At 63.6% G+C, this 23,694-nt stretch carries 23 protein-coding genes; 16 read left to right on the top strand and 7 right to left on the bottom strand.

What is annotated here, in order from left to right; all coding sequences use genetic code 11:
• Positions 1-118: 118 nt before the first annotated feature.
• The 7 genes from ssd (at position 119) to WBN73_RS00215 (ending at position 5,432) form a co-directional block, all read left to right on the top strand.
• Positions 119-1,180 carry a septum site-determining protein Ssd gene (gene ssd / locus WBN73_RS00185; protein ID WP_337455425.1) on the top strand — a complete coding sequence of 354 codons (1,062 nt, stop codon included), beginning with the start codon at positions 119-121 and terminating at the stop codon, positions 1,178-1,180.
• On the top strand, positions 1,177-2,436 hold the full coding sequence (locus tag WBN73_RS00190) for a TadA family conjugal transfer-associated ATPase (RefSeq protein ID WP_337339149.1): 1,260 nt from the start codon (positions 1,177-1,179) through the stop codon (positions 2,434-2,436). The genes ssd and WBN73_RS00190 overlap by 4 nt, the downstream gene beginning before the upstream one ends.
• 188 nt (positions 2,437-2,624) lie before the next feature.
• Complete coding sequence (locus WBN73_RS00195) at positions 2,625-3,233, top strand: type II secretion system F family protein (protein ID WP_337339417.1); 609 nt, start codon at positions 2,625-2,627, stop codon at positions 3,231-3,233.
• Positions 3,233-3,898, top strand: a complete 666-nt coding sequence (locus tag WBN73_RS00200) for a type II secretion system F family protein (protein WP_337339150.1) — start codon at positions 3,233-3,235, stop codon at positions 3,896-3,898. Before WBN73_RS00195 ends, WBN73_RS00200 begins: the two co-directional genes overlap by 1 nt.
• Before the next feature lie 300 nt (positions 3,899-4,198).
• Entirely contained in the window at positions 4,199-4,588 is a 390-nt protein-coding gene (locus WBN73_RS00205; protein ID WP_337339151.1) for a DUF4244 domain-containing protein, read from the top strand.
• A 113-nt stretch (positions 4,589-4,701) separates the two neighbouring features.
• Positions 4,702-5,070 carry a TadE family type IV pilus minor pilin gene (locus tag WBN73_RS00210; RefSeq protein WP_280623485.1) on the top strand — a complete coding sequence of 123 codons (369 nt, stop codon included), beginning with the start codon at positions 4,702-4,704 and terminating at the stop codon, positions 5,068-5,070.
• Positions 5,067-5,432, top strand: a complete 366-nt coding sequence (locus WBN73_RS00215; protein WP_337339152.1) for an Rv3654c family TadE-like protein — start codon at positions 5,067-5,069, stop codon at positions 5,430-5,432. The genes WBN73_RS00210 and WBN73_RS00215 overlap by 4 nt, the downstream gene beginning before the upstream one ends.
• 34 nt (positions 5,433-5,466) lie before the next feature.
• Here the strand turns inward: WBN73_RS00215 and WBN73_RS00220 are convergent, their stop codons facing one another.
• Both WBN73_RS00220 and WBN73_RS00225 read right to left on the bottom strand, forming a co-directional pair.
• Entirely contained in the window at positions 5,467-7,809 is a 2,343-nt protein-coding gene (locus WBN73_RS00220; RefSeq protein ID WP_337339153.1) for a DEAD/DEAH box helicase, read from the bottom strand.
• A gap of 91 nt (positions 7,810-7,900) precedes the next feature.
• Positions 7,901-8,596: a GNAT family N-acetyltransferase gene (locus WBN73_RS00225; RefSeq protein ID WP_207594547.1), complete on the bottom strand. Its 696-nt coding sequence runs from the start codon at positions 8,594-8,596 to the stop codon at positions 7,901-7,903.
• A 159-nt stretch (positions 8,597-8,755) separates the two neighbouring features.
• Here WBN73_RS00225 and trhO point away from each other — a divergent pair, with 159 nt between their 5' ends.
• Positions 8,756-9,652, top strand: a complete 897-nt coding sequence (trhO, locus tag WBN73_RS00230; RefSeq protein WP_089596116.1) for an oxygen-dependent tRNA uridine(34) hydroxylase TrhO — start codon at positions 8,756-8,758, stop codon at positions 9,650-9,652.
• A 7-nt stretch (positions 9,653-9,659) separates the two neighbouring features.
• On the opposite strand, the gene WBN73_RS00235 is transcribed toward trhO, so the two are convergent.
• Together WBN73_RS00235 and WBN73_RS00240 are read right to left on the bottom strand one after the other, a co-directional pair.
• On the bottom strand, positions 9,660-10,190 hold the full coding sequence (locus WBN73_RS00235) for a hypothetical protein (protein ID WP_207594545.1): 531 nt from the start codon (positions 10,188-10,190) through the stop codon (positions 9,660-9,662).
• Between the two features lie 64 nt (positions 10,191-10,254).
• Positions 10,255-10,698, bottom strand: a complete 444-nt coding sequence (locus WBN73_RS00240) for a hypothetical protein (protein ID WP_207594543.1) — start codon at positions 10,696-10,698, stop codon at positions 10,255-10,257.
• A 92-nt stretch (positions 10,699-10,790) separates the two neighbouring features.
• Between WBN73_RS00240 and WBN73_RS00245 the strand changes: the two genes are divergently transcribed.
• The 7 genes from WBN73_RS00245 to proC all read left to right on the top strand — a co-directional run bounded on the left by WBN73_RS00245 (position 10,791) and on the right by proC (position 19,695).
• Entirely contained in the window at positions 10,791-12,440 is a 1,650-nt protein-coding gene (locus WBN73_RS00245; protein ID WP_337339154.1) for a DUF7059 domain-containing protein, read from the top strand.
• A 23-nt stretch (positions 12,441-12,463) separates the two neighbouring features.
• The gene (locus WBN73_RS00250) at positions 12,464-13,147 is read left to right on the top strand and encodes an ArsR/SmtB family transcription factor (protein WP_369746684.1); all 684 of its coding nucleotides are present in this window, start codon (positions 12,464-12,466) and stop codon (positions 13,145-13,147) included.
• Between the two features lie 125 nt (positions 13,148-13,272).
• Positions 13,273-15,996, top strand: a complete 2,724-nt coding sequence (gene topA / locus WBN73_RS00255; RefSeq protein ID WP_337339156.1) for a type I DNA topoisomerase — start codon at positions 13,273-13,275, stop codon at positions 15,994-15,996.
• 66 nt (positions 15,997-16,062) lie between these two features.
• Positions 16,063-16,497: an SseB family protein gene (locus tag WBN73_RS00260; RefSeq protein ID WP_026541355.1), complete on the top strand. Its 435-nt coding sequence runs from the start codon at positions 16,063-16,065 to the stop codon at positions 16,495-16,497.
• Between the two features lie 88 nt (positions 16,498-16,585).
• Positions 16,586-17,707, top strand: coding sequence for a Ppx/GppA phosphatase family protein (locus tag WBN73_RS00265; RefSeq protein WP_337339157.1), 1,122 nt, complete (start codon positions 16,586-16,588; stop codon positions 17,705-17,707).
• Between the two features lies 1 nt (position 17,708).
• A complete protein-coding gene (locus tag WBN73_RS00270) occupies positions 17,709-18,542 on the top strand; it encodes a sugar phosphate isomerase/epimerase family protein (RefSeq protein WP_207594530.1) in 834 nt (277 codons plus the stop codon).
• A 322-nt stretch (positions 18,543-18,864) separates the two neighbouring features.
• Entirely contained in the window at positions 18,865-19,695 is an 831-nt protein-coding gene (gene proC, locus WBN73_RS00275; RefSeq protein WP_089596108.1) for a pyrroline-5-carboxylate reductase, read from the top strand.
• A 3-nt stretch (positions 19,696-19,698) separates the two neighbouring features.
• On the opposite strand, the gene WBN73_RS00280 is transcribed toward proC, so the two are convergent.
• Both WBN73_RS00280 and WBN73_RS00285 read right to left on the bottom strand, forming a co-directional pair.
• Entirely contained in the window at positions 19,699-20,337 is a 639-nt protein-coding gene (locus WBN73_RS00280) for a potassium channel family protein (protein WP_011775951.1), read from the bottom strand.
• Positions 20,338-20,377: 40 nt separating this feature from the next.
• Positions 20,378-21,811 carry a TrkH family potassium uptake protein gene (locus WBN73_RS00285; RefSeq protein ID WP_089596106.1) on the bottom strand — a complete coding sequence of 478 codons (1,434 nt, stop codon included), beginning with the start codon at positions 21,809-21,811 and terminating at the stop codon, positions 20,378-20,380.
• Positions 21,812-21,913: 102 nt separating this feature from the next.
• On the opposite strand from WBN73_RS00285, the gene WBN73_RS00290 reads away from it, so the two are divergent.
• Entirely contained in the window at positions 21,914-23,140 is a 1,227-nt protein-coding gene (locus tag WBN73_RS00290; RefSeq protein ID WP_337339158.1) for an acetoin utilization protein AcuC, read from the top strand.
• Between the two features lie 17 nt (positions 23,141-23,157).
• Here WBN73_RS00290 and WBN73_RS00295 read toward each other — a convergent pair whose 3' ends face one another.
• On the bottom strand, positions 23,158-23,634 hold the full coding sequence (locus tag WBN73_RS00295) for a hypothetical protein (protein ID WP_207594526.1): 477 nt from the start codon (positions 23,632-23,634) through the stop codon (positions 23,158-23,160).
• Between the last annotated feature and the right edge of the window lie 60 nt (positions 23,635-23,694).

Genomic DNA, 23,694 nt, shown 5'->3' on the forward strand with positions numbered 1-23,694 from the left:
GTTGTGCACATACGGGCTTCAGCCCCTTATGGTGTTTCGCCGTGTCCACCATCGTGGATCCATGAGCAAGAGAGATCGCCGGCACAGGCAACCCATCAGCAAGCCATTGGAACCGGACATGGACGGAACTTGGGTCCCACACGATACTGCCGGTATTTTGCTCGTCTCTGCAGACCCCTACCTGCAGGAAGAGGCCAAACGGATTGTCGCAGCCGCTGGTGGAAGCCTCGCGACAGCTATCGATGTGACCGAAGCTGTGCACGGTTGGGACAGTGCCGACGTTGTTTTGGTGGGCAGCGATGTCCGTGAGTTACCCCCTCGGCGTCGCTCGCCCACGGTGCTGTTGGGCAGGGCTTGCGACGGCGACGGTCTCTGGGAGCTGGCCGCTGCCCTGGGCGCTGAACGGGTCGCCGTTCTTCCCGAAGCTGCGGCCTGGCTGGCCGAACACCTCAGCATGTCCGGGTCTCCAGATCCCGGGGGCATGGTCATGGGCATCATCGGTGGCAGTGGCGGCGCGGGGGCAACCACTACGGCCATCTGGCTGGCCCAAGCGGCCGCCGATTACGGAGTAAGCACTATGCTCATCGACGGCGATCCTTGGGGCGGCGGCCTTGAACTGGCTGTTACAGCCGAGGACATCCCCGGACTCCGGTGGCCCGACTTCTCCGAAACCCGCGGCAGCATAGATCCCGCGCAGTTCCGGGATTCCTTGCCCTTCGCGGGAGGTTTCGCTTACTTGTCGTGGCCCGGGACACGGGACGCGATCCACAGCCCGGACACGCGTGCAGTAGCCGCGGTAATGGACGCCGCACGCCGCAGCTTTGAACTCATCCTTGTGGACATAGGGCGGAGCGGAGAAGGAGTGCGGAACCTTGCGTGGGACTGCGACAGAATGGTCCTGCTCGCCAAGGCCCACCTCAAATCCGCAGTAGCGGCAGGGCGCATCTTGAACGAGCTCCCGCCCATCGACGCAGGGTTGGTGGTCCGTGGCAGCAGTGCTTCCTCCGTGGATGCCGGCCTCATAGCCGAGTCACTGGGACTGCCACTGTTGGGCGTCCTCCCCGAGGTAAGGGGCGTGGCAGCCGGTACCGAGTTGGGTCGGATCCTTGAATTCGGTCGACGCAGGCCGGTCAACCGTTTCGCCTTGTCCGTCCTGGGATTCGACGGTGGTATCCAGTGAACCCGTTCGAGGGAACGCGACGCAGGCAGGGCCGGAAACTTGATTCCCTGCTCCTTGAAACCGTGCGGGAGTCTGTGCTGGCCGGCAACGGACCAGTCACGCCGTCCACAGTGGCAGCGGCGGTTCAGGCAAGTGGCAGGCTGCTCGGCACTGCCGGTGCCTTGGAAGCCGCCGAGTCCATCAACGCCGAGCTGAACGGGCTGGGCCCACTCCAACAGTTGGCCCAGGATCCGGCGGTGACAGACATTTTTGTCAACGGCCCCAACTCCGTCTGGCTGGACCGTGGACAGGGGCTGGAAAGGTCATCGGTGCACTTCGACACCGAGCAACAGATCAGGTCCCTGGCCTCCCGGCTGGTGTCGGCCGGTGGCAGTCGGTTGGATGATGGGTCGCCCTGTGTAGACGTGCGCCTCAACGGCGGTTACCGGGTGCACGCGGTCCTCTCACCGATATCCACCACCGGAACCCTTCTTTCCATCCGTATCCGCCGCGAGAACGTATTTACCCTGCCGGAATTGAGGCAAAGCGGTATGTTCTCCGAGCAATGTGAGTGGGTTCTGAGGGCCATCATGAGCCAAAGACTGAGTTTTCTGATCAGCGGCGCTACCGGCTCGGGGAAGACCACCCTGCTGTCCACCCTGCTCGGCCTGAGCCTCCCAACGGAGCGCTTGGTCCTGATCGAGGACGCCGCCGAACTCAATCCCGTCCACCCCCACGTGGTGACGCTCGAATCCCGGCACGGAAACCTCGAGGGCGGGGGTGCGCTGGATCTCGGCGAACTGGTCCGCCAGGCGTTGCGCATGCGGCCGGACAGGCTGATCGTCGGGGAATGCCGTGGGGCTGAAGTCCGTGAACTGCTGACGGCCCTCAATACCGGGCATACAGGCGGTGGCGGGACCATCCATGCCAACGCGGCAGAGGCCGTGCCCGCTCGGTTGGTGGCCCTCGGTGCGCTGGCGGGGTTGAACGCTGAAGCCGTTCGGCTGCAGGTTTCCAGTGCCCTGGACGTCGTCATTCACGTGGACCGGACCTCCACTGGACGGAAGGTGGCTTCCATAGGGGTACTGACTGACACTTCCGAAGGCCAGAAGGTGGTCTCCGCCCTCCGCTGGCATCCGACAGGAATGACGTGTGGGCCCGCGTGGCCTGCCCTTGCCCGACGGCTCGATCCGGCGTTGCCCGCCGGTTTCGACTGGTCCGGCTCTGGTGGGGCGCCGGGTACATCAGCTGAGACGTGGTCAGTGGACGCACTATGATCGGCGCGTTCGTCCTGGTTGCAGGACTCGCGGCCTGGCAGCACTTCCGGGGCCGTTGTGTTGATGGCCGACGTGTACGGAAAAGTTTGGGAAAGCCTGGAGGAGGGACTGGTGCCGCCCTCCGTGCCCGTTCGGGTGTGAGCTTTCGTCACCGCTGGCGGCGAAAGCGAACTGAGCCCTTGCCGCTTGTGGTGCTGGTACAACAGTTGGCGGCCTTGCTGCGTGGTGGGCGGGGAACGTCCCGGCTGTGGGAGGAACTCTGGATGGTCCATGGCTCACGGTTGATCAAAGATGGCGGCCCGGACACAGAGACAGAACCGGCGACTGCCGCACTCAGCCAGGAGTCGCTGCTGGTTGTGGCCGCAGCCAGGTCAGCATCCAGCTTGGGAAATTCTGCGGCTGAAGCCATCCGGGATACTGCCGCCCGGACATATCCCCGGCGTGGAAGCTCTGAACGACGTGTCTGGATGGAACTGGCGGCGTGCTTGGAGGTGGCAGAAACCAGCGGTTGCCCGCTTGCTGACCTCCTTACCCGTTTTGCCGCCCAGTTGGAAGCCGAAGAAGACGCAGAGGCCGCACGGCAAACCGCGCTCGCCGGACCAAAAGCCACAGTCAAGCTGTTGTCCTGGCTTCCGGTGTTCGGGCTGGTGCTGGGGATGGCGTTGGGCGTGGACCCGTTGGGAATCCTGCTGGACAACGTCCTGGGAGTTGCCACCTTCGCCACCGGTCTCCTCCTTACCGTGGCCGGCCGCGTGTGGTCCTCACGGCTGGTGGCCTCCGCAGCCGGGAGTGCGTGATGCCCGGGGCGCTGGTGCTGGTGATCATCGTCGTCCTGGGTTTGGCGGCTTTCGTGTGGTTCACCGGGCCGACGCGTGCCAGGGCGCGCGTGCTGATCCGGAATGCCGACGCCACGTCACTGACGCGCTCCTCCCGCCGTGGTCCGGCCGGTACTCTGGACCTCCGAACGCGGACGGCTGCCGGGGAAGGGCCAGCCCCAACGGATCCTCCTGATCCGAAAGGTCCGTCCGACGGTCTCCGAGACACCGCGATGATGCTGGAACTGATGGCGTCAATGCTCGACGCCGGAGCTGGAATCGGGAGGGCACTGGAACTCATCTCCGCGTGTGCATCACCACCCATCAAGCGGTCGCTCAGGCCAGTTGTGGCCGCGCTGGCCATCGGCGCGGATTGGGAGACGGCGTGGCGGACCCACACCCAGCACGCGCCCGAGGTGGTCCGTCTCAAGGATGCACTGGCTTTCGCAGCCCTAACCGGCGCACCCTCGGCATCGATCCTCTACGCACAAGCGGCCAGGGAACGGCGCGAACAGTTCCGGGCTGCGGAGAAGCGAGCCGCTGCCTTGGGCGTGAAACTGGTAGTACCTCTGGGCCTGTGCTCACTGCCGGCCTTCATATGCCTGGGGATCGTGCCTGTCTTGATCGCCATGCTTCCCGTCGGATGACCTGTCCACGATGGTCGGCACAGACATGATGATCGGCACAGAGTGGGCTGCGAATAGCGCCCACTCTCCCTCCACATCCTGCTGATCGTGAGGGGTTATCCACTTGGAGGATTCCCCTTCTTACAGGCAGCACCGAGCCACGGAAGAGTCGAATCAGTCGGCGGACCCGCTGGCTTTTTTTGAAAGGAACCCACAGTGAGAACACTCTTCAAGGCCGAATCCGGCCGCCGCCAGGGCCGCCGTGCTGCTGGCCAGGATCGAGCCTCGATGGATCGAGCCGCCGTTAGCGGGAAGCAAAGAATGAGGACCTTTGGAATCGAGCAGTTTGAACTCGAAGAATTCACGGATTCCGGCTTTGGAGACGCGGGCTTCCGGGCCACTGGTGCGGACCTTCAGCTCACCACGTCACACGGTGCGCTGGCCCTGCGGGACCCAGGGGAAATCCGGGATCAGGGCACATTGCGGAGGCGACCAGGGCGGCATCATCGGAGGAGCCTGTGGAGGAGCCATGAACGTCTCCGGACACGGGAAATGCTTCCTGGCTCGGAGAGCGGTATGGCCACGGCCGAGTATGCCATCGCCACCCTCGCCGCAGTGGGGCTCGCAGGGCTATTGGTGGTCCTCCTTCGGAGCGAAGAAGTCCGCGGCTTCCTGCTCAACTTGATTCGCACGGCCCTGTCCTTGCCATGACGCGCGTACTGCCTGCCGGCGGGTGGTCATCTGCCGCCTGTGCCGGACCAACATCCGGCCAGAAGGCCGGACCATCATCCAGCCGGAAGGAGGGAGGGGAGGAGTCGGGCGCCGTGACTGCGGAGTTCGCCGTTGCCTTGCCGGCCGTGGTCTTGCTCTTGGCCTTCCTGCTGGCAGGCGGTGCTGCGGGGATCACACAACTGCGGCTGGAGGAAGCTGCTACGGCAGGAGCCCGGGCCTCCGCGCGGGGCGAGACGGGTGGTGCCGTGGAAGGAATTGTGAGGCGGCTTGCCGGTGACGGCGTCAGTTCCTCTGTCACCGACGACTCCGGGTGGCTCACGGTGACAGCCTCGGCCCGGGTAGGCGGAGCCGTGGGATCGCTGATCCCCTGGACGTTGACAGCGTCGGCCTCCGCCCGCGCAGAGTCAACGGGTTCGGGGGCTGGTGCCGAACCAGCTGGTTCAGGGGCAGGCATCCCATGAACCCGCTTTCACTACCTATTGTCCCTCCTGAGCGCGGGGCTGGAACAGTTCTCGCGCTGACACTGGGTGCAGTGGTGATGGCCTTGCTCGTGGGCGTCCTGGTCCTGGCCCAGGCAGGGGTGATGGCGTCCAGGGCTGCGTCCGCTGCGGACCTGGCTGCGCTCGCCGCCGCCGATGCTGCCAGGGGCCTCACTTCAGGGGAACCGTGCGCGGTGGCCTCCGAAGTAGCGGCGCGGCACGATGCAACAGTCACATCCTGCACCGTAACCGGAGGAAACGTAGCTGACGTGGCTACCGAGTTGGCTCATCCCTTCGACTGGGGAGTCGCCACGGGACGGGCGCGGGCAGGGCCACCCCCGTAGGCGTCCGTGGTCGCAGGGTCAACCTATGGGGGGCCTAGATGGCGTCCTTCAGCAACACACCCAGCAGCGTGATGGCGGCTGCCTTGTCCAGCGGGTTGTTCTTGTTACCGCATTTGGGGGACTGGACGCAGGACGGGCAGCCGCTGTCACACTCACAGGCCTGGATGGCTTCTTTGGTTGCAGTCAACCAGATCTTGGCCTTTTCAAAGCCCCGCTCAGCGAACCCGGCGCCACCTGGATGACCGTCGTAGACGAAAATCGTGGGCACACCGGTGTCGGCATGGAGGGCAGTGGAGACGCCGCCGATGTCCCAGCGGTCACTGGAGGCAACTAAGGGAAGAAGCCCAATGGCGGCGTGTTCGGCCGCATGAAGCGCCCCCGGGAACTCGGCTTCCACCAGACCTGCCCCATGAAGAGAGCGGTTATCCACCACAAACCAGACGGCCTTGGTAAACAGGTCACGGGCGCCCAATTCCAAGGGTTCTTCACCGAGGATCTCGTTGGAAATCAGGGCCTTGCGTTGGAAGGAGACAACTTGTGTAGTCACTTTGACGTCGCCAAAATGCACGGTGATGTCGCCCCACTGGACAGAGCGCGACGTTTCGAGGACCTCAATCTGGGTCACGTCGCGCGCCGTGGTGTAGAAGTCGGGGTTGACCCGGCGCACCATCACGCAATGGTCGGCCTCGTTGAGGTCCTCCACAAGGTAGCTCTCACCTTGGTGGACGTAGATCGCACCTGTGTGAGCCTGGTAGTGGGTTTGCGGCGAGTCCATGGTCCCCAGAAGCGATCCGGTTTCGGCATCAACGATGCTCACTGGACCGCCTCCGTCCGCCCGGAGGTTCACCATACCGGCAGCACTCTCCGGATGGGTCCAGAACCAACCTGCAGGCCGTTTGCGGAGGTATCCCTGGACCACAAGACGGTCCAGCAGCCCCTCGGAGGTGGGGCCAAAGAGATCGAGCTCGGCCGGCCCGATCGGCAACTCAGCGGCCGCGGCACACAAATGGGGACCAAGCACGTACGGATTGCCGGGATCAAAGACGGTGGCTTCCACAGACACGTCAAAGATGGCCTCGGGATGGTTCACCAGGTACGTGTCCAAGGGGTCGTCGCTGGCCACGAAAGCGGCGATGGCATCCTGTCCTGCCCGCCCTGCCCGGCCAATCTGTTGGAAAAGCGAAGCCCGGGTGCCCGGCCATCCAGCCACCAGCACCGCATCCAGCCCCGATATGTCGATGCCCAGCTCCAAGGCCGAGGTGCTGGAAACGCCCAGCAACTGACCGGACCTCAGTGCCTGCTCCAAGGCCCTCCGCTCTTCGGGCAGGTACCCGGATCTATAGGCAGCAACCCGCCCCGGCAAGCTGGGATCCACCTCGTCCAGGAGTCTTTTGGTGATGGAGGCAATGGACTCGGCTCCGCGGCGCGACTTGATGAATGCGATGGTGCGCACGCGCGAGGACACGAGGTTTGCCAGAATGTCCGCTGTTTCGGCTACGGCGGTCCGCCGCTGTTTGGCCCCGTTCTCACCCTTGACGTCCGTGAGCGCCGGCTCCCAAAAGGCAACTGTGGTGGAACCGTGGGGCGAGCAGTCCTCGGAAACCTCCCTGACAGGGGCGCCGATGAGCCGGCCAAAAGAAACGCCGGGGTCGGAGGCAGTGGCAGACGCGGCAATGAACACCGGCTCGGGGAACGTGTTTCCTGCACCGTAGTAGGCGCAGATCCGCCGGAGGCGCCGCATCAGGTTGGCTACATGGGAGCCGAAGACACCGCGGTAGCTGTGGGCCTCGTCCACAATCACGTAGCGCAGCCGACGGAAGAACTTTGCCCACCAGGTGTGGTTGGGCAGGATTCCGAAGTGCAGCATGTCCGGGTTGGCCAGGATGAAGTTCGCGTGATCGCGGATCCAACGGCGCGACGCAACGTCGGTGTCACCGTCGTAGGTCTCTGCCCTTACGGTGGGCAGCTTCAGCGAGCGGATCGCCGCGAGCTGGTCGGCCGCCAGTGCCTTGGTGGGGGACAAGTACAGGGTGACGGCACCGTCGTCGTGGATCTTCCCGGGGTCGCCCAGGACTCGCAACTCGGAACGGTGTATCGCGTCCAAAGCCGGCAGTTGGTAGGCGAGCGACTTTCCGGATGCCGTTCCAGTGGCGATGACCACGTGCTGTCCGGAGTGGGCGAGGTCGGCGGCCTGGACCTGGTGCCGGTACGGTTCGCGGATCCCTAAGGCCTCGTATGCCCCCACGACGTCGGGGTGGACCCAGCCCGGCCATGGCTCGTTGACGGCCTTCCTGGCGGGAATGGTATGGACATGGCGCAACTGCTCAGGGTCCGGCGTCCGGCCCAGCAGGGAGATCAATGAATGAGGTGCAGCCACCGAATCATTCTGTCACTGTGCGGGCACGCCGACGGCGGCACCCGAGGGCGTCGCCGTCGAACTTGGCTCAATCAGCCGTCGTAAGCAGAAGTTATGCTCCTGAAAGGTCCGATCCTTCGGTGCCGCTGGCGGACATCATGAGAACGTGGCACACCACGTCCCAGCCAAGATGGGAGTAGAGCTTCTGGCCGTCCAGGGATGCCAGCAAAAGCCCGTTCTCCACATCATGCGAGAACGCCTGGGCGGCGAGGGCCTTCATGATAAAGCTTCCCAGCCCACGGCGCTGGAAGTCCGGTTCGGTGACGATTTTGTCGAAGACTGCAGTACCGTCCACTACGAAGACCCGTCCGCTGGCGGCCACCTGCTCGCCGGAATGGACCACGGCGTAGTGGACTCCGTTGGATTCGGAGGTAGCGAGTTCAAGGTCGTCGTCGGGCAGCCACGGATCCTCGGAATCCTGGGTTTCCATGTCCACGATCATCATGGTTTGCGATGCGGACGTCACGGTCAGCCCGTGCTGTTCAGCCAGGTACTTGTACCGTTGGACGTCGTTGGTGAGGACCGTCAGGATCCGGGTGGGGGCTTCTGCGGTCTTGGCCGCAAGGGCGGTGAACTCTTCGTCCGAGGGATCGTGGGCAAAATACTCCCAGTCACCGGTTTTGTCGGCGCGAAGCGCAGCAGGGAAGCGGCCTTCTTGGCGTGACTCATAGCCGCGGCAGCCGGACCAGCCGGCTACCCAGACTTCCAAAAGGTGCGCAATGTCTTCAACCAAGGCGTCTGGACTCATGTAGAGAGAGTATGCCAGCGCATCATGAAGCAACAGAGCCGGATCAGCCCCGGAATGCTTGCTTATGGAATTGTGACTTCTCCTATCGGCAGGCGCGGTGCCGGACGGGCCTGAAGCGTGGCCGGTCGGCGATTTTACTGCACCAAGTACCCTTGAATAGTGGCTTTGAACCGAATCGTCCTCTTCTATGGCTTTACCCCGATCGCCGACCCCGACGCCGTGCGTCTGTGGCAGCGTGCCCTCTGCGAAAAACTGGGCCTCACCGGTCGGATCCTCATATCGAAGGACGGCATCAATGCCACGGTGGGCGGCGAGCTGAACAACATGAAGCAGTACGTGAAGACCACGCGTGAATATAAGGGCTTCCATGGGATCGACTTCAAATGGTCGGAGGGAAGTGCCGCAGATTTCCCGCGCCTCAGCGTCAAGGTCCGCGATGAAATCGTGTCGTTCGGTGCTCCCGGGGAACTCAAGGTTGATGACAACGGCGTGGTGGGCGGCGGCAAGCACCTCCAGCCGGAGGAACTCCACGCGCTGGTGGAGGCAAGGAAGTCCAGTGGCGAGGACGTGGTGTTCTTTGACGGCCGCAACGCGTTCGAGGCACAGATCGGCAAGTTCAAGGATGCGATCGTTCCGGACGTGGACACCACGCACGACTTCATCAAGGAACTGGATTCGGGCAAGTACGACGACCTCAAGGACAAACCGGTCGTCACCTATTGCACCGGTGGAATCCGCTGCGAAGTCCTATCCAGCCTGATGGTCAACAGGGGCTTCAAAGAGGTCTACCAGTTGGATGGCGGGATTGTCCGCTACGGAGAAACGTTCAAGGACAAAGGGCTCTGGGAAGGTTCCCTTTATGTCTTCGACAAGCGCATGCACGTCGAGTTCAGCGAGGACGCCAAAACCATCGGCGAATGCGTCCGCTGCGCTGCCCCCACCAACAAGTTCGAGAATTGCTCCAACCTCAGTTGCCGCACTCTGACCCTGTACTGTGCCGAATGCGCCTCAAGCCCGGAAACGCTGCGCTGCCCCGGAGGCTGCGAAGCCGCTTAGCACGGTCTCAAAGCCTGCTCACACGGTAGGCGAAATTGGCATCGGACCTGGACCCGACGGTGATGGACAGGATGGCGTCCTTGTCCAGTTGGACAACGCTGACCCGCGCGTTGGCGCACCCCAACGTCAGGTCCACCAGAGCCACATCGTTCAGCGTCACGGCGAACGTGACCCGGCGGGTGCCACGGCATGCCAGCGTCACGGCGTATGTTCCTCCGGGCAGCTGCACTGTTTGCTCGGACTTGGACTCACCGGGGTTCAGATAGCCGCTGCTGGAGTAGAACGACTGACCTTGCGACTCAGGCAGCGCAGCCTTTGCCCATTCTTCCAGGGCATCGCCGCTGACGGTGTCTTCCAGCGCCGGGTCGGGTGGAAGGGCGACGTTTCCTGCAGTGGAGGTGGCGGTGGCCTCCGGCCTGCCGCCGTCCTCATAGGTGTATTCGCAACCGGCTACGCCTCCGCTCAGGACAACGAGAAGCACGACGGCGGCCCTCGCCAGCCGCTGTGACATCACCGAGCAAGCTGCCTTGCTGCCCATGCACTGACTTTACGCCCGGGCGGCCGCTGTCTGAAGGCTTGTTGGAGGAAGAATCCGGGGGCTTCTAGCCTGCCGTCGGAGCCAGGTGATAAGCGTAGATCAGTGGGGCATCGACGCTGCTGGTCGAGATGTTGAGGGGGCCGGCAGCAGGCACTTTGATTTTCACCACATCGAGGCTGCCGTTGCATGCTGCAGCCGCATCGGCGATTTTGTTTCCGCTCAAGGAGACGGCGAAGTAGGCCTTGCCGCCGCCGTCGCACGCCATGGTGAGCGTATAGGTCCCGGCGGACACGCTGGGCGATTCCTTGACCAAGGGGTCCCGGTTGAGGATCTTGCCGGAGTCCTCCAAGACCGCGCCGCTTGCTGCCGGGAGGACCTTTTCCTTCCAAGCGGGAACGTCTGCATCTGCGATGTTGACCGGCGCCTGGCAGGCGGCGACCCCCAGCAGGACACCAGCGGCCAGGGCACCAAGGCCCGCGCGGCGCCTTGTGGAGGAGAAGTTGAGCATGATTCCACGCTACCGGGTTCCAGCGGAGTCCTTTGTCCACATAGCCCGGTAGGGGACCACCCGGCCCGGGAGGCCGCCCCTACACTTGCAGGGTGACTGACACTGCATTCCTGTTTACCGCCGGCAACACTGACGATGCTCCCCGAAGCGACCAACCCGCACTGCTCCAGGTGCTTGCCCGGGACCTTCGCGCCCTCTCCTACACCGTGGATGGCGTGGCTGCCCTGCTGGGGGAGTCGGCGTCAGCAGCGCTTGGCAGGGACCAAGTGGTTCCTGCGCTCCTGGCCACCGAGCGGTTGAAAGACTCGCACGATCCCGCGGTCCGGTCGCTGGCTGTGATTGTCCGTCTCTGGCTTCTGGCCGTCCCACAGTCCGTGGCCGACGTTGACTCCGCCCTGCCCGGAATCCGTACCCAAGGACTCGTGGAGCTCGGCTTGGCCGCCGTGGATGGCGAGGTCGTCCGGGTCACAGTAGACCTGCGACCGTACGGTTGGGACGCGAATGCAGACGGCAGCGGTGGCGCCGAACTCTGGGTCGCCAGTGACCTCGCAGCCCACCAACAGGCGGGAGTCCTGCGTCATGACCATGTCCTGGGCATTGGCCGCGCCTCCACAACGCTGGTCCAAACCACTTTCAGGCAACACACCAAACGCGCCCTGGACCTGGGGACTGGCTGCGGGATCCAGACTTTCCACCTGCTGCACCATTGCGAGCACGTTACAGCTACGGACATCTCCCCAAGGGCACTGGCATTTACCCGGTTCAATCTGCTGCTGAACGCGGCGGAGCTTGACCTGGATCCCCAGAACTTGGAGAGCCGGGTAAGCCTTCGCCTGGGATCGCTCCTGGACCCTGTGGAGGGTGAACAGTTCGGCTTGGTGGTGTCCAACCCTCCCTTCGTGATCACACCCAGGACGGGCGGGGAATTGTCGTCGGACCAGTTCACCTACCGCGACGGCGGACTTCCGGGTGACGGGATCGTGGCTTCGTTGGTGCAATCACTCGCCAGCGTCCTGGAACCCGGCGGCACCGCACAAATGCTGGGCAACTGGGAGGTTACCGAGGGGTCGGACTGGAAGGACCGTCCCACTGCATGGCTCAAGGACTCGGATCTTGACGTGTGGTTCATCCAGCGCGAGCAAGTGGATCCGGAACAGTACGCCGAGACCTGGCTGCAGGATGCCTCCCAGAACCGTGACCGTGAGCAGTACAAGGAGTCGTACGCTGCATACCTGGACGACTTCGCCTCCAGGAACGTGGAAGGGGTGGGCTTCGGCATGATCTGGCTGCGTCGCCCTGGGCCAGGACACCGGTCCACCATCAGCCGCTTCGAAGAGATCACCTATCCCATCGAACAACCCATCGGACCGCATCTGGGCGCGGCCGTGGAACGGGCCGATTGGGTGGCCGCCACCCCGGTGGCCGACGCGCATCTGGTTGTAGCGGAGGACGTGACCGAAGAACGCCACCAGCGACCCGGAGCTGCCCATCCTGGTGTCATTCTCCTGAGGCAGGGTGCAGGCCTCCGCAGGACCAACCTGCTCAGCACGGAGCTTGCAGGGTTCGCCTCTGCCTGCGACGGAGAGTTGTCGGTCCGCCAGATCGTGGCGGCCCTGGTCTCGCTGTTGGGAGGTGACGAGGACTTTGACGAGGATGCTTTCACGGAGGGCCTGTACAGGGATGTCACCAACCTCGTCCTTGAAGGTTTCCTGCTTCCGGACCCGACGCAGACCAGCGAATGAGCAACGACGCGACGCCGCCGGCGATGAACTCCGATGGTCCCGCAAGTGACCCTGACTACACTGATCAAGTGATTGCGAACAACGAGACATCCCAAACGTCAGGCGACGTTCCGCGGCGGAAGCGGGCCGAGAAGACGGTTGAGATCACCGATCCCAAGGCTATCCGCGCCTTGGCGCACGCTGCCCGCATCGAGGTCATCTCTGAGCTTTACGCCACCCAGGTGAGCCACACAGCAACCGAACTCGCTGCCCGGACCGGCCTGACCCCCAGCGCCATGAGCTACCATCTCCGCGCCCTCCAGAAATGGGGAATCGTGGCACCGGCCGAAAACGCCGGTGATGCACGCGAGCGGCGTTGGAAGGCTGCCGGAACAGACTTCACCATCTCGGGAGGCAGTGTCGCCAGCCCCGAGATTGCCGTGGTTGACCTGGAGCTCGATGCGTTCCGTCGACGCGCTTCTGCCTTCGCGAAAGCCCGGGGGGAGCGCCGCCAGCGTGGTGAAGGGGGAGACGAGCCGGTATCGGTGGTCCTCTCCAGCAACCTGCTTTATCTCACCAACCCGCAACGGAAGGAACTGGCGGACAGAATCCGCGAGGTCGTGAGGGAGTACGAACTCGAGGATCCCACGCAGATTCCGGAAGGTGCCGAACGTGTGGCAACCTTGTGGTCAATGATCCCGGATGACCGCGTGGCGCCCGGGCAATAACCCTCCGGCCTGGTCACCGAATGACCGCCCTGGTTTCCGTACCAAAACGCAGGATTCTGCAAACTATGGTGAACTAGGCCAATATGGGCACCAGCCCAATTACACATTTTTTCTGTAGGAGCACCGTGCCCAGCAAGGCAAAAACCGGCAAGAAACTCGTGATCGTGGAGTCTCCCGCCAAGAGTAAGACCATCGCCAAGTACCTTGGCGAAGGCTTCATCGTCGAGGCTTCCATCGGCCACATCCGGGACCTCCCGCAGCCGTCTGATCTCCCTGCAGAACTGAAGAAGACCTCGCTGGGCAAGTTCGCCGTCGACATCGAAAACGACTTCAAGCCGTACTACGTTGTCTCCCCGGACAAGAAGAAAAAGGTTGCCGAGCTAAAGGCCCAGCTGAAAGACGCTGATGCGCTCTACCTCGCAACCGATGGGGACCGCGAAGGCGAGGCCATCGCGTGGCACCTCCTGGAGGTCCTGAAGCCCAAAGTTCCCGTCTATCGCATGACCTTTGGCGAAATCACCAAGGAAGCCATCCACCGCGCCATGGACAACCTGCGCGATGTGGACACCGCTTTGGTGGATGCCCAGGAAACCCGCCGCATCCTCGACCGCCTGTATGGCTACGAGATCTCTCCTGTCCTGTGGCGCAAGGTTGCCCGCGGGCTTTCGGCCGGCCGTGTGCAGTCCGTGGTGACCCGTATGGTGGTGGACCGCGAACGTGAACGCATGGCCTTCCGGGCAGCCTCCTACTGGGACCTCACCGGCCAGTTCGGTGCTGACTCCGGTTCCTTCAAGGCCAAGCTTGCTGCTGTGGACGGTTCCAAGGTTGCCAGTGGCCGTGACTTCAATGACAACGGCCAGCTCACCTCCTCCACAGTGGTGCACCTCAACGAGGAACTGGCCACGTCCTTGGCCGCGGGCCTGGAAAACGCCGAATTCCGCGTACGCTCCGTAGATACCAAGCCGTACACCCGCCGTCCGGCCGCACCGTTCACCACGTCGACGCTGCAGCAGGAAGCCGGCCGCAAGCTGCGCTTCTCCTCCAAGAGCACCATGCAGGTAGCCCAGCGCCTGTATGAAAACGGCTACATCACGTATATGCGTACCGACTCGTCGGCGTTGAGCGATGAAGCCCTCACGGCATCCCGCCGCCAGGCCGCCGAGCTCTACGGCCCTGAGTACGTGCCCCAGAGCCCCCGCGTGTACGCCAACAAGGCAGCCAACGCGCAGGAAGCGCACGAGGCCATCCGTCCCGCAGGAGACTCTTTCCGCACCCCGGCACAGGTTGCCAAGCAGCTGAGCGGCGATGAGTTCCGGTTGTATGAGCTCATCTGGAAGCGCACCGTCGCCTCGCAGATGGCCGACGCCAAGGGCTCCACCGCCACCATCCGCCTCGGTGCGGTGGCGGCAGACGGACGCGACGCCGAATTCTCGGCTTCCGGTACCGTCATCACCTTCCCCGGCTTCCTGGCGGCCTATGAAGAAGGCAAGGACGAGAGCCGGGGCGACGACGAGTCGGACGAAGCCCGTCGCTTGCCCAATGTTGCCAAGGGCGACTCCCTTAAAGCATCGGAAATCCAGGCTGTGGGACACGAAACGTCGCCACCGCCGCGGTACACAGAAGCATCGCTGACTGCTGAACTGGAAAAGCGGGGCATCGGCCGTCCGTCCACTTATGCCTCCACGATTTCCACCATCCAGGACCGCGGTTATGTCCGGAAACAGGGTTCCGCCCTGGTTCCGAGCTGGATCGCTTTCTCGGTGATCCGTTTGCTGGAACAGCACTTCACGGACTACGTGGACTACGAGTTCACCGCGGACATGGAAGGCGACCTGGACAAGATCGCCAATGGCCAGGCCGCAGGCGCTGCCTGGCTCAAGCACTTCTACTACGGTGAAGACGCCGATCCGGGCCTGCTGAGCATCGTCAACAACCTCGGCGAAATCGACGCCCGCGAGATCAACTCGGTGCCCATCGCTGACGGCATCACACTCCGCGTAGGCAAGTTCGGGCCCTACCTGGAAAGCTCGATCCCCACCATCGACCAGAAGACCGGCGAGGTGGTTGAGTCCTCCCGGGCCAACGTCCCCGAGGAACTTGCCCCGGATGAACTCACGGCAGCCAAAGCCATTGAGTTGATGGAGACTGCCGCCCCGGAGGAACGCGTCCTGGGCACTGATCCCCACACCGGGCACACTGTGGTGGCCAAGAACGGCCGTTACGGGGCATACGTCACCGAGATCATCCCGGAAATGACCGAGGAACAGCTGGCAAACCAGCCGGTTGAGTACTACAAGAACGGCAAGCCGAAGCCGCCCAAGAAGCCAGTAAAGGCCAAGCCGCGTACAGGATCGCTGTTCAAGTCCATGACCGTGGACACGGTTACCCTTGACGAGGCGCTGCAGCTCATGAGCCTTCCGCGGGTACTCGGTGAGGATGCTGACGGCAATCCCATCACAGTGCAGAACGGCCGCTTTGGTCCGTACCTGAAGAAGGGCACGGATTCCCGCTCCATCGGTTCGGAAGAGGAAATCTTCACGATTACTTTGGAACAGGCACTGGAGATCTATTCACAGCCCAAGCAGCGGGGAGCCCGTGCGGCTGTACCGCCGCTTGCCGAGTTCGGCCCGGACCCTGTTTCGGAAAAGAACATCGTGGTGAAGGAAGGCCGGTTTGGCCCGTACATCACAGACGGCATCACCAACATCACGGTCCCGCGCACCACCTCGCTGGAGGAACTGACCCGGGAACGCGCCGTCGAACTTTTGGCTGAAAAAAGGGCCAAGGGCCCGGTCAAGCGGACCACGACCCGCAAAGCGCCGGCCAGGAAGACCGCAGCCAAGAAGTAGCTTCAGCGAAGGCCGGGACAGCATGCGCGAATTGCGTCCCGGCCGGCATCGTGGTCGAGTAGGACCATGACTGAACAGACTGTTTCACCGGACAACGAACCCTTGAACGACCTCGAGGCGAAGCTAGCCTCGGCCGAGCAGCCGGACGCCAACCCGGTGGATGTCATCCTCGCTTTCCTCAACAACGAGGTCTACCTGGTCAGCTCCGAAGCCGTGGACGGCCCTGACTCGTCGGTGGAGCCGCTGGTGCTCTCCAACGCCGACGGCCAGCCCGTCCTGGCAGTCTTCAGCCACCCGAGCCGCGTCGATGAGCGCTTCCTCGAAGCAGCCCCGCACGTCCTGGGCACCATGGGCTCGGCGATCCTCGGCAACATCGGTGATGAACTGGGCATGGTCATCAACCCGGGCAGCGAGTTCGGCTTCGAAATTGATCCCGAAGGCATCGCCAACATCCGCCGCGACTTCAAGCGCGCTGACGAAGCAGGGGAGCCCACGGAATAGGGCGGACCAACCATCCGGCCACTCTTCCGTCGACGAAACGTCGTCGCCAAGTTGCTTCACGGGCTTCGAATCGGTGAATAATGGCAGAATGCGTCTTGGCGTTCTAGACATCGGTTCCAACACCGTCCATCTGCTGCTTGTGGATGCTCATCCGGGCGCGCGTCCGGTGGCTTTCGCATCCCATAAACGTCCTCTGTCCTTGGTGCAATACCTTGACGGTGACGGCAACATCAATGACGCCGGCCAGCATGAGCTCATCGAGTTCGTGCTGGAAGCCTGGGAGTTCGCGGCCAGCCACAAAGCGGAGGACCTCCTGGCGTTCTGTACGTCCGCCATCCGCGAGGCCACCAACGGCCCGGAAGTCCTGGCCAGGGTGAAACACGAAACCACGGTGACCCTCCAGGAACTCACGGGCAGCGAAGAAGCCTCCATGACCTTCTTCGCTGTACGCCGTTGGTATGGTTGGGGCGCAGGGCCCATCCTGGACCTGGACATCGGGGGCGGCTCGTTTGAGATGGCCTACGGAACGGACGAACTCCCTGAGTTCGCCACCTCCGTTCCCCTGGGTGCCAGCCGCCTGACGCGGGACTGGCTCCACGATGATCCGCCAACAGCCAAGAGCGTCAAGGAACTGCGTCGCTACATCCGTTCCACCCTGAAGCCTGTGGTCCGCAATTTCCACGAGCTGGGACGCGCGAACCTGGTCGCGGGCACCTCCAAGACCTTCCGCTCGCTGGCCCGCATCGCCGGTGCCGCTCCCAGTGCAGCTGGACCATACGTGAAACGCGAACTCCACGCAGCGGACCTCGGCCTTTGGGCCCAGCGCATTTCCGCCATGACGGTGGAGGACAGGCTGTACCTCCCGGGTGTCTCGGATGCCCGTGCCCGCCAACTGTTGGCAGGCGCACTGGTGGCCGAGGCTGCGCTGGAGCTCTTTGAGTTCCCCACCATGGAAATTTGTCCATGGGCGCTGCGGGAAGGCCTGATCCTGCGGCGACTGGACCAGCTGGTGTTCGAAGAGGCCCTCGACCCGGCTCCACATGTGGGCAAGCGGAAGAAGGACAAGTCCAAAAAGAAAGCAGCCAAGGACGGTGCCAAAACGGTGGAAAAGAACGAGCCCCACCCCGGAATCAAGGAATTTCCTGTCCCCGTAAACACCCCGTCCCCTGCACCAATCCCAGCCCCCATGGCAGGCGGGCTGGCCTCCTGAGATGAGCAACGACGTCGAACCTGAAGTGAATGACCGCCAGATCCCCGTAGCGCTGTCCAGCGCGTCCGTCTACCCCTTGAGCGTCCACGACGCTTTTGCCGTGGCGCAGGACCTGGGTTACGAGGGCGTGGAGGTGATGGTCACCAACAACGCGGTGAGTCAGAACCCGGACGCCCTTATCCAGTTGAGCCACCGCTACCACCAGGAAATCGTCTCCATTCACGCGCCCACCTTGCTGCTGACGCAACAGGTGTGGGGCACTGCGTGGAACAAGATCGAGAAGTCGTGCCAGATGGCCGCGGACGTTGGTTGCGACACCGTAGTTGTCCACCCGCCGTTCCGCTGGCAGTCCAACTACGCAGAGAATTTCGTGGAAGGCGTCCGGGAGATCGCGGCCATGTACCAGGTGCATATCGCCGTGGAGAACATGTACCCGTGGCGTGTCCGCGGACGGGAAGCGGTGGCGTACCTGCCGCACTGGGATCCACTCGGCCAGGATTACGACGACGTCACGTGGGACTTCTCGCACGCAGCCACTGCGGGGGCCAACAGTTTGGAAGCCATCAAGGCGCTGGGCAGCAAGCTCCGGCACGTCCACCTTACTGACGGGTCGGGGTCCGGCAAGGACGAGCACCTGGTGCCCGGTACCGGTACGCAGCAGTGCGCGGACGCCCTTCAGCATTTGGCATCCACGGGTTTCGACGGCGTGGTGGTGGCGGAGATTTCCACCCGCAAGGCGAAGGTAGCGGGGGAGCGTGAGGAAATGCTGGCGGAAACACTGCGCTTCGCGCGGCAGCACCTGAGCGTTCCGCTGCTGCGCAGCGTAGACAACTAACGGCGTCGAGCGCTGATCCTTAGTCTGTCCGCCTGACGCGCCCTTCACGGGTGTGTCAGGCGGCTGACTGCGGGACGACGGCAGCCGTATCAGCGGTTAAAAGCGAAAGCACCGGCGGCCGAATCGGGAAATGGGGGAAAACCCGCCCGGCCACCGGTGCTTGTGGCGGACATCCCCATGCCCGCCTCATCACTCGCACCCTCAATGAGGTAACTACTAAGTTACGGACCAACCATGAGTGCTGCCTGCAATAACCTTGTGAGCAAGCTGGGAATCTGGAATCCGTTAGACCCCGTCCAAGGCCAACTGCCATGATGGAGCCATGAGCAACCGAATCGCATTCCTTGGCTGTGGATCCATGAACGAAGCAATTCTGGGAGGCCTGCTCGCCGCAGGGACGGACCCGTCAGACATTGTCGCCACCGTCCGCCGGGCTGAGCGGGCCGATGAACTCGCCCAGCGCCATGGCGTCATGGCCATCGCGGGCGAAGAGGAGCCGGACAACAACAAGCTGGCCACCAAGGGCTCCGGCATGGTCATCCTGGGCGTCAAGCCGGTGGGCATCCTGGACCTGGCTCGCGAGATCAGCCCGGCCCTGGCGAAGGACACGATTGTTGTCAGCGTCGCCGCAGCGGTTTCCATCGCCCAGCTCGAAGCAGCGCTGCCTGACGGCCAGCCGGTGATCCGGACCATGCCCAACACGCCTTCAAGGCTGGGCCGCGGTGTCATCTCTGTCTCGCCGGGAACCCATTGCACGCCTGAGCAGCTCGAAAAAGCCAAGACGGCGCTGGCCGGTGCCGGCACTGTGGTGGAGATTCCCGAAGAACAGGTGGACGCGCTGTCCGCCATCAGCGGTTCTGGCCCGGCCTACGCGTTCTATCTGGCCGAGGCCATGGCTGCGGCCGGCGTCGAGCTCGGACTGGACCAGGAGCTGTCCGTCATGCTGGCCCGCGAAACCGTGGCAGGCGCCGGGTTCATGCTGGCCGAACCGGGAGCGGATCCCACCGCACTTCGCGTCGCCGTCACCAGCCCGAAGGGAACCACCGAGCGGGCCATCATGGCCTTCGACGACGGCGGCATGCCCAGGATCATCGCCGACGGGGCCCGCGCCGCTGCCGCCCGCGCAGCAGAAATCACCAAGCAGCTGGGCTGAATACTACGGGCGGGCTGCGAAGCGCTCCAGCAGGTCCACGTGTCCGGACACGATCAACATATCGTGGCCGGACACTTTGGTTTCCGGCCGGGCGTAGGTGAAGTCCTCGCCCGGGGTTTTCACGCCGACAATGGTTACGCCGTACTTGGACCGGACCTTGGATTCCTCCAGGGTGAAGCCCACGGTTTCCTTGGGCGGGTACATCTTGACGATCGCGTAGTCGTCGTCGAACTCGATGAAGTCCAGCATGCGCCCGGACACCAGGTGCGCTGCACGGACCCCGGCGTCGGCCTCGGGGTAGATCACGTGGTTGGCGCCGATGCGGGTGAGGATCTTGCCGTGCGAGGGCGTGATGGCTTTGACCCACAGATGCTGGATGCCGAGGTCCACCAGGTTCACGGTGATGAGCACCGAGGACTCGATGGACGTGCCTACGCCTACTACGGCTGAGCTGAATTCCTGGGCGCCGAGCTGGCGCAGGGCGTCGATGTTGGTGGCGTCGGCCTCCACCACGTGCGTGAGCACGGGCGCCCACTTTTGGACCAGGGTGCGATCGCGCTCGATGGCCAGGACTTCACGGCCCTGCTTGACCAGCTGCTCAGCGGTGGCGGATCCGAACCGGCCGAGGCCAATGACCAGCACTGGTGCGTTGTGTGCGGGGCGGTTGGCAGCCCCCGTGGTACTAGCCAATGATTGGCCTCTCTTCCGGATAGTGGTACAGCTGGCTGCGCTGGCGCAGGGCCAGGCCGGCGGCAAGGGTTACGGTGCCGACGCGGCCGGCAAACATCAAAGCGGTGAGGACATAAACGCCCGACGGCGGCAGCTCGGCGCTGAGGTTGGTGCTCAGTCCCACGGTGGCGAAGGCGGAAATGGATTCGAAGAGTACCCGGTCCAACGACGCTCCGCTGATGGAGAGCAGCAGGAACGCGGCCACTGATACCAGGGTGGCGCCGGCAACGATCACCGAGATGGCCACGCGCATGGTGCCTTGGGGGATGGTGCGGCCATAGACTTTCACGTCGGCGTCGCCGCGGGCTTCGGCCATGATGGCCAGGAACATGACGGCGATGGTGGTCACCTTGATGCCGCCGGCCGTGGACGCCGAGCCGCCGCCGGCGAACATCAGGGCGTCGGTGAGGAGCATGGTGGTGGATTCCATGTGGTTCTGGTCCACCAGGTTGAAGCCGCCCGACCGCGTCATCACGGACGCGAACAGCGAATGGGTGATCTTGTCGCCAAGGTCCATGGTGCCGATGGTCCGCACGTTGTCCCACTCCATCAGGCCCCACAGGACCGTGCCCGCGGCCAGCAGGATGAACGAGACCTGGATGGTGAGCTTGGTGTGGAGGTTCCACTTTTTCCAATTGAGCCCGTTCTGCTGGAGCACCATCACTACAGGGAAGCCGAGGCTGCCCAGGAACACGCCCAACATCAGCGGGATGAGGATCCACAAATCGGTCTCGTACGGGACGATGCCATCGGAGTGCGGCGTGAATCCGGCGTTGTTGAACGCGGAAATCGAATAGAAGACGCCGTGCCACACGGATTGCCAGAAGCTCTCACCGAGCACCATGAAGCGGGGAATCAGGACGATGGCCAAGGCGGCCTCGATCACCACTGAGGTCACGATGACGATCCGGAGCAGGGTACCCACTTCACCGAGCCGGCCTGCGTTGTTCATGGCTTCCTGGGCGATCAGCTTGCCGCGCACGCCCAGCCGCTTGCTGACCATGAGAGCCAACAGCGAGGCCAGGGTCAAGGTGCCCAGACCACCTACGAAAATACCGATCAGGATCACCAACTGGCCGAAGAAGGTCCAGTGCGTGGCCGTGGAAACCACTGTCAACCCGGTGACGCAGACGGCGGAGACCGCCGTGAACATGGACTGGTGCAGGGGCGTGACAGTGCCTGCCGCAGAAGCAGCGGGCAAGGACAGCAGGCCGGTGAAGACCAGGATCACCACAGCGAAGACGGTTAACGCCAAGCGGGCCGGTGACGTGTTGGCAATGTTGTCGATGAAGTCGCGCACGCGGGTAAAGATCCAGAGACCTTCCCGCTCCTGCTGGTTGGTTTGCCAGTTGGCCGGGCTCGTGGACCGCGACTGGCTTTGAGACATGGCGCTCTTCCTCGGTTGAACAAGCTTTCCTGAGTAGTAAACCACTATTCCCGCGGCGTAACCGGGCAGTAGGGCCCGTCAGGCTCAGGTAGCCTGTTCTGGATGAACTCCAGGCTTGGGACAACGGCTTCCAGCATTACGCGCTCCGCACTGCCAACGACGGTGGTGTGGGACCCAGCCATGACTGCCTACAATTTTGGCCCCGGCCACCCCATGGCACCGCAGCGGCTGGAACTGACAGCGCGGCTGGCCGAGTCCCTGGGGCTGTTCGGACACCAGCATGTGGCCGTCGAGGCACCCGCTGTGGCATCCGACGTCGAACTTTTAACGGTCCACAGTGCCGGCTACGTTGAGGCCGTTCGACGCGTCAGCGAGGATCCGTCCACTCCGGAGGAGGGCCGTGGACTGGGCACGGAGGACGATCCCGCGTTCGCCGGGATGCATGAGGCCAGTGCCCGCCTTGCCGGTGGGTCGCTGCTGGCCGCTGGCACCATCCTGTCGGGTCGGGCCGTCCGCGCCGTGAACTTCAGCGGCGGGATGCACCATGCTGCACGCGAGCGGGCCAGCGGTTTTTGCGTCTACAACGACGTCGCGCTGGCCATCCAAAGGCTGCTCGACGGCGGGGTGCAAAGGATCGTCTGCATCGACGTCGATGCGCACCACGGCGATGGGACGCAGAGTATCTTCTGGAACGATCCCCGCGTCATGACCATCAGCCTCCATGAAACAGGCCTTTCGCTCTTCCCCGGCACCGGCTTTGCCAACGAAACCGGTGGCCCGGACGCGCCCGGGACCGCGGTCAATGTAGCGCTGCCCACTTTCACGGGGGACGCGGCCTGGTTGCGGGCCTTCCATGCCGTGGTCCCGCAGCTCGTGGGTGCCTTCCAGCCCGAGGTGATCGTGAGCCAACACGGCTGCGATTCCCATCGGGACGATCCCCTGACCCACCTGACCCTCAGCATCGACGGACAGCGTGAGGCGGCGTCCGCCGTCGCAAGCCTTGCCGCCCGCTATTGCGACAACCGTTGGATCGCTACGGGCGGTGGCGGCTACGACGTCACCGGTGTTGTGCCGCGCGCATGGAGCCACCTGATCGGGATGGTGACGCAACGCCCAGTGCCGCTCAGCACTCCGGTGCCCGAAGCTTGGCGGACCTATGTGCGCGAAACCTACGGTGTGTGGGCTCCGGAGTCCATGGGCGACGACGTGGACGTGTGGTGGCGATCCTGGGAGGTGGGCTACGACCCCGCGGACGAAGTGGACCGGACCATCATTGCCACACGCAAGGAAATCTTCCCCCTGTACGGCCTGGACCCCTGGTTCGACTGACGTTTGGCTCCAGAAAGCTACAGCCCGGTCCTCTCCGTCTGGAAAACCACCCCGGCGGCCCCTACCAGCCACCCGAGCAGCGAGAGCGCGAACGCGCCAATGAGGTCCGTGGAGGCCTGCCCCTTGAAGAGCCACAGCACCAGGACCAGCATGCCCATGGTCATGTAAACCATGATCGCGAAGATCACCCGCCCGGAAAGCCTCGTGGCCACGTCGGCCGGGCTGACCAACGGGCTGGGAGCTCCGGCGTCGGCATTGTCACGTTTGACCTCGGAAATGGTGAAGCCAAGGGCCGACGCCGTGAGTGAACTCAGCGACGTTGCCAGGACTCCCGCGGCGGTCACCAAGGCGCCGTTCAACTCCGGAGATTCGGCCGTTCCTGTGGGCACCCATGTCCCCACCCGCACCAGGACAGTGGTCCATACGAGGACAAACAAGGCGAGGAACACGCCGGCAATGATGTCAAAGATGCGACGCCGGAAAAATTCAGTCATGGCCATGCACCCCGTGCTTGTGGCGGCCGGGGCCTGGGAGCCCGGACGGACCGTGTCTCC

The organism is Paenarthrobacter sp. CCNWLY172 (assembly GCF_037402035.1).
In the GTDB taxonomy this organism is placed as follows: Bacteria; Actinomycetota; Actinomycetes; order Actinomycetales; family Micrococcaceae; genus Arthrobacter.

Excerpts from the sequence above, each read along its gene's own strand:
- ssd (WP_337455425.1), top strand. The coding sequence starts at position 119 with ATGGACGGAACTTGGGTCCCACACGATACTGCCGGTATTTTGCTCGTC.
- WBN73_RS00200 (WP_337339150.1), top strand. The coding sequence starts at position 3,233 with ATGCCCGGGGCGCTGGTGCTGGTGATCATCGTCGTCCTGGGTTTGGCG.
- WBN73_RS00205 (WP_337339151.1), top strand. The coding sequence starts at position 4,199 with ATGAGGACCTTTGGAATCGAGCAGTTTGAACTCGAAGAATTCACGGAT.
- WBN73_RS00215 (WP_337339152.1), top strand. The coding sequence starts at position 5,067 with ATGAACCCGCTTTCACTACCTATTGTCCCTCCTGAGCGCGGGGCTGGA.
- WBN73_RS00225 (WP_207594547.1), bottom strand. The coding sequence starts at position 8,596 with ATGAGTCCAGACGCCTTGGTTGAAGACATTGCGCACCTTTTGGAAGTC.
- WBN73_RS00235 (WP_207594545.1), bottom strand. The coding sequence starts at position 10,190 with ATGGGCAGCAAGGCAGCTTGCTCGGTGATGTCACAGCGGCTGGCGAGG.
- WBN73_RS00240 (WP_207594543.1), bottom strand. The coding sequence starts at position 10,698 with ATGCTCAACTTCTCCTCCACAAGGCGCCGCGCGGGCCTTGGTGCCCTG.
- WBN73_RS00250 (WP_369746684.1), top strand. The coding sequence starts at position 12,464 with ATGAACTCCGATGGTCCCGCAAGTGACCCTGACTACACTGATCAAGTG.
- WBN73_RS00260 (WP_026541355.1), top strand. The coding sequence starts at position 16,063 with ATGACTGAACAGACTGTTTCACCGGACAACGAACCCTTGAACGACCTC.
- WBN73_RS00265 (WP_337339157.1), top strand. The coding sequence starts at position 16,586 with ATGCGTCTTGGCGTTCTAGACATCGGTTCCAACACCGTCCATCTGCTG.
- WBN73_RS00270 (WP_207594530.1), top strand. The coding sequence starts at position 17,709 with ATGAGCAACGACGTCGAACCTGAAGTGAATGACCGCCAGATCCCCGTA.
- proC (WP_089596108.1), top strand. The coding sequence starts at position 18,865 with ATGAGCAACCGAATCGCATTCCTTGGCTGTGGATCCATGAACGAAGCA.
- WBN73_RS00285 (WP_089596106.1), bottom strand. The coding sequence starts at position 21,811 with ATGTCTCAAAGCCAGTCGCGGTCCACGAGCCCGGCCAACTGGCAAACC.
- WBN73_RS00290 (WP_337339158.1), top strand. The coding sequence starts at position 21,914 with ATGAACTCCAGGCTTGGGACAACGGCTTCCAGCATTACGCGCTCCGCA.
- WBN73_RS00295 (WP_207594526.1), bottom strand. The coding sequence starts at position 23,634 with ATGACTGAATTTTTCCGGCGTCGCATCTTTGACATCATTGCCGGCGTG.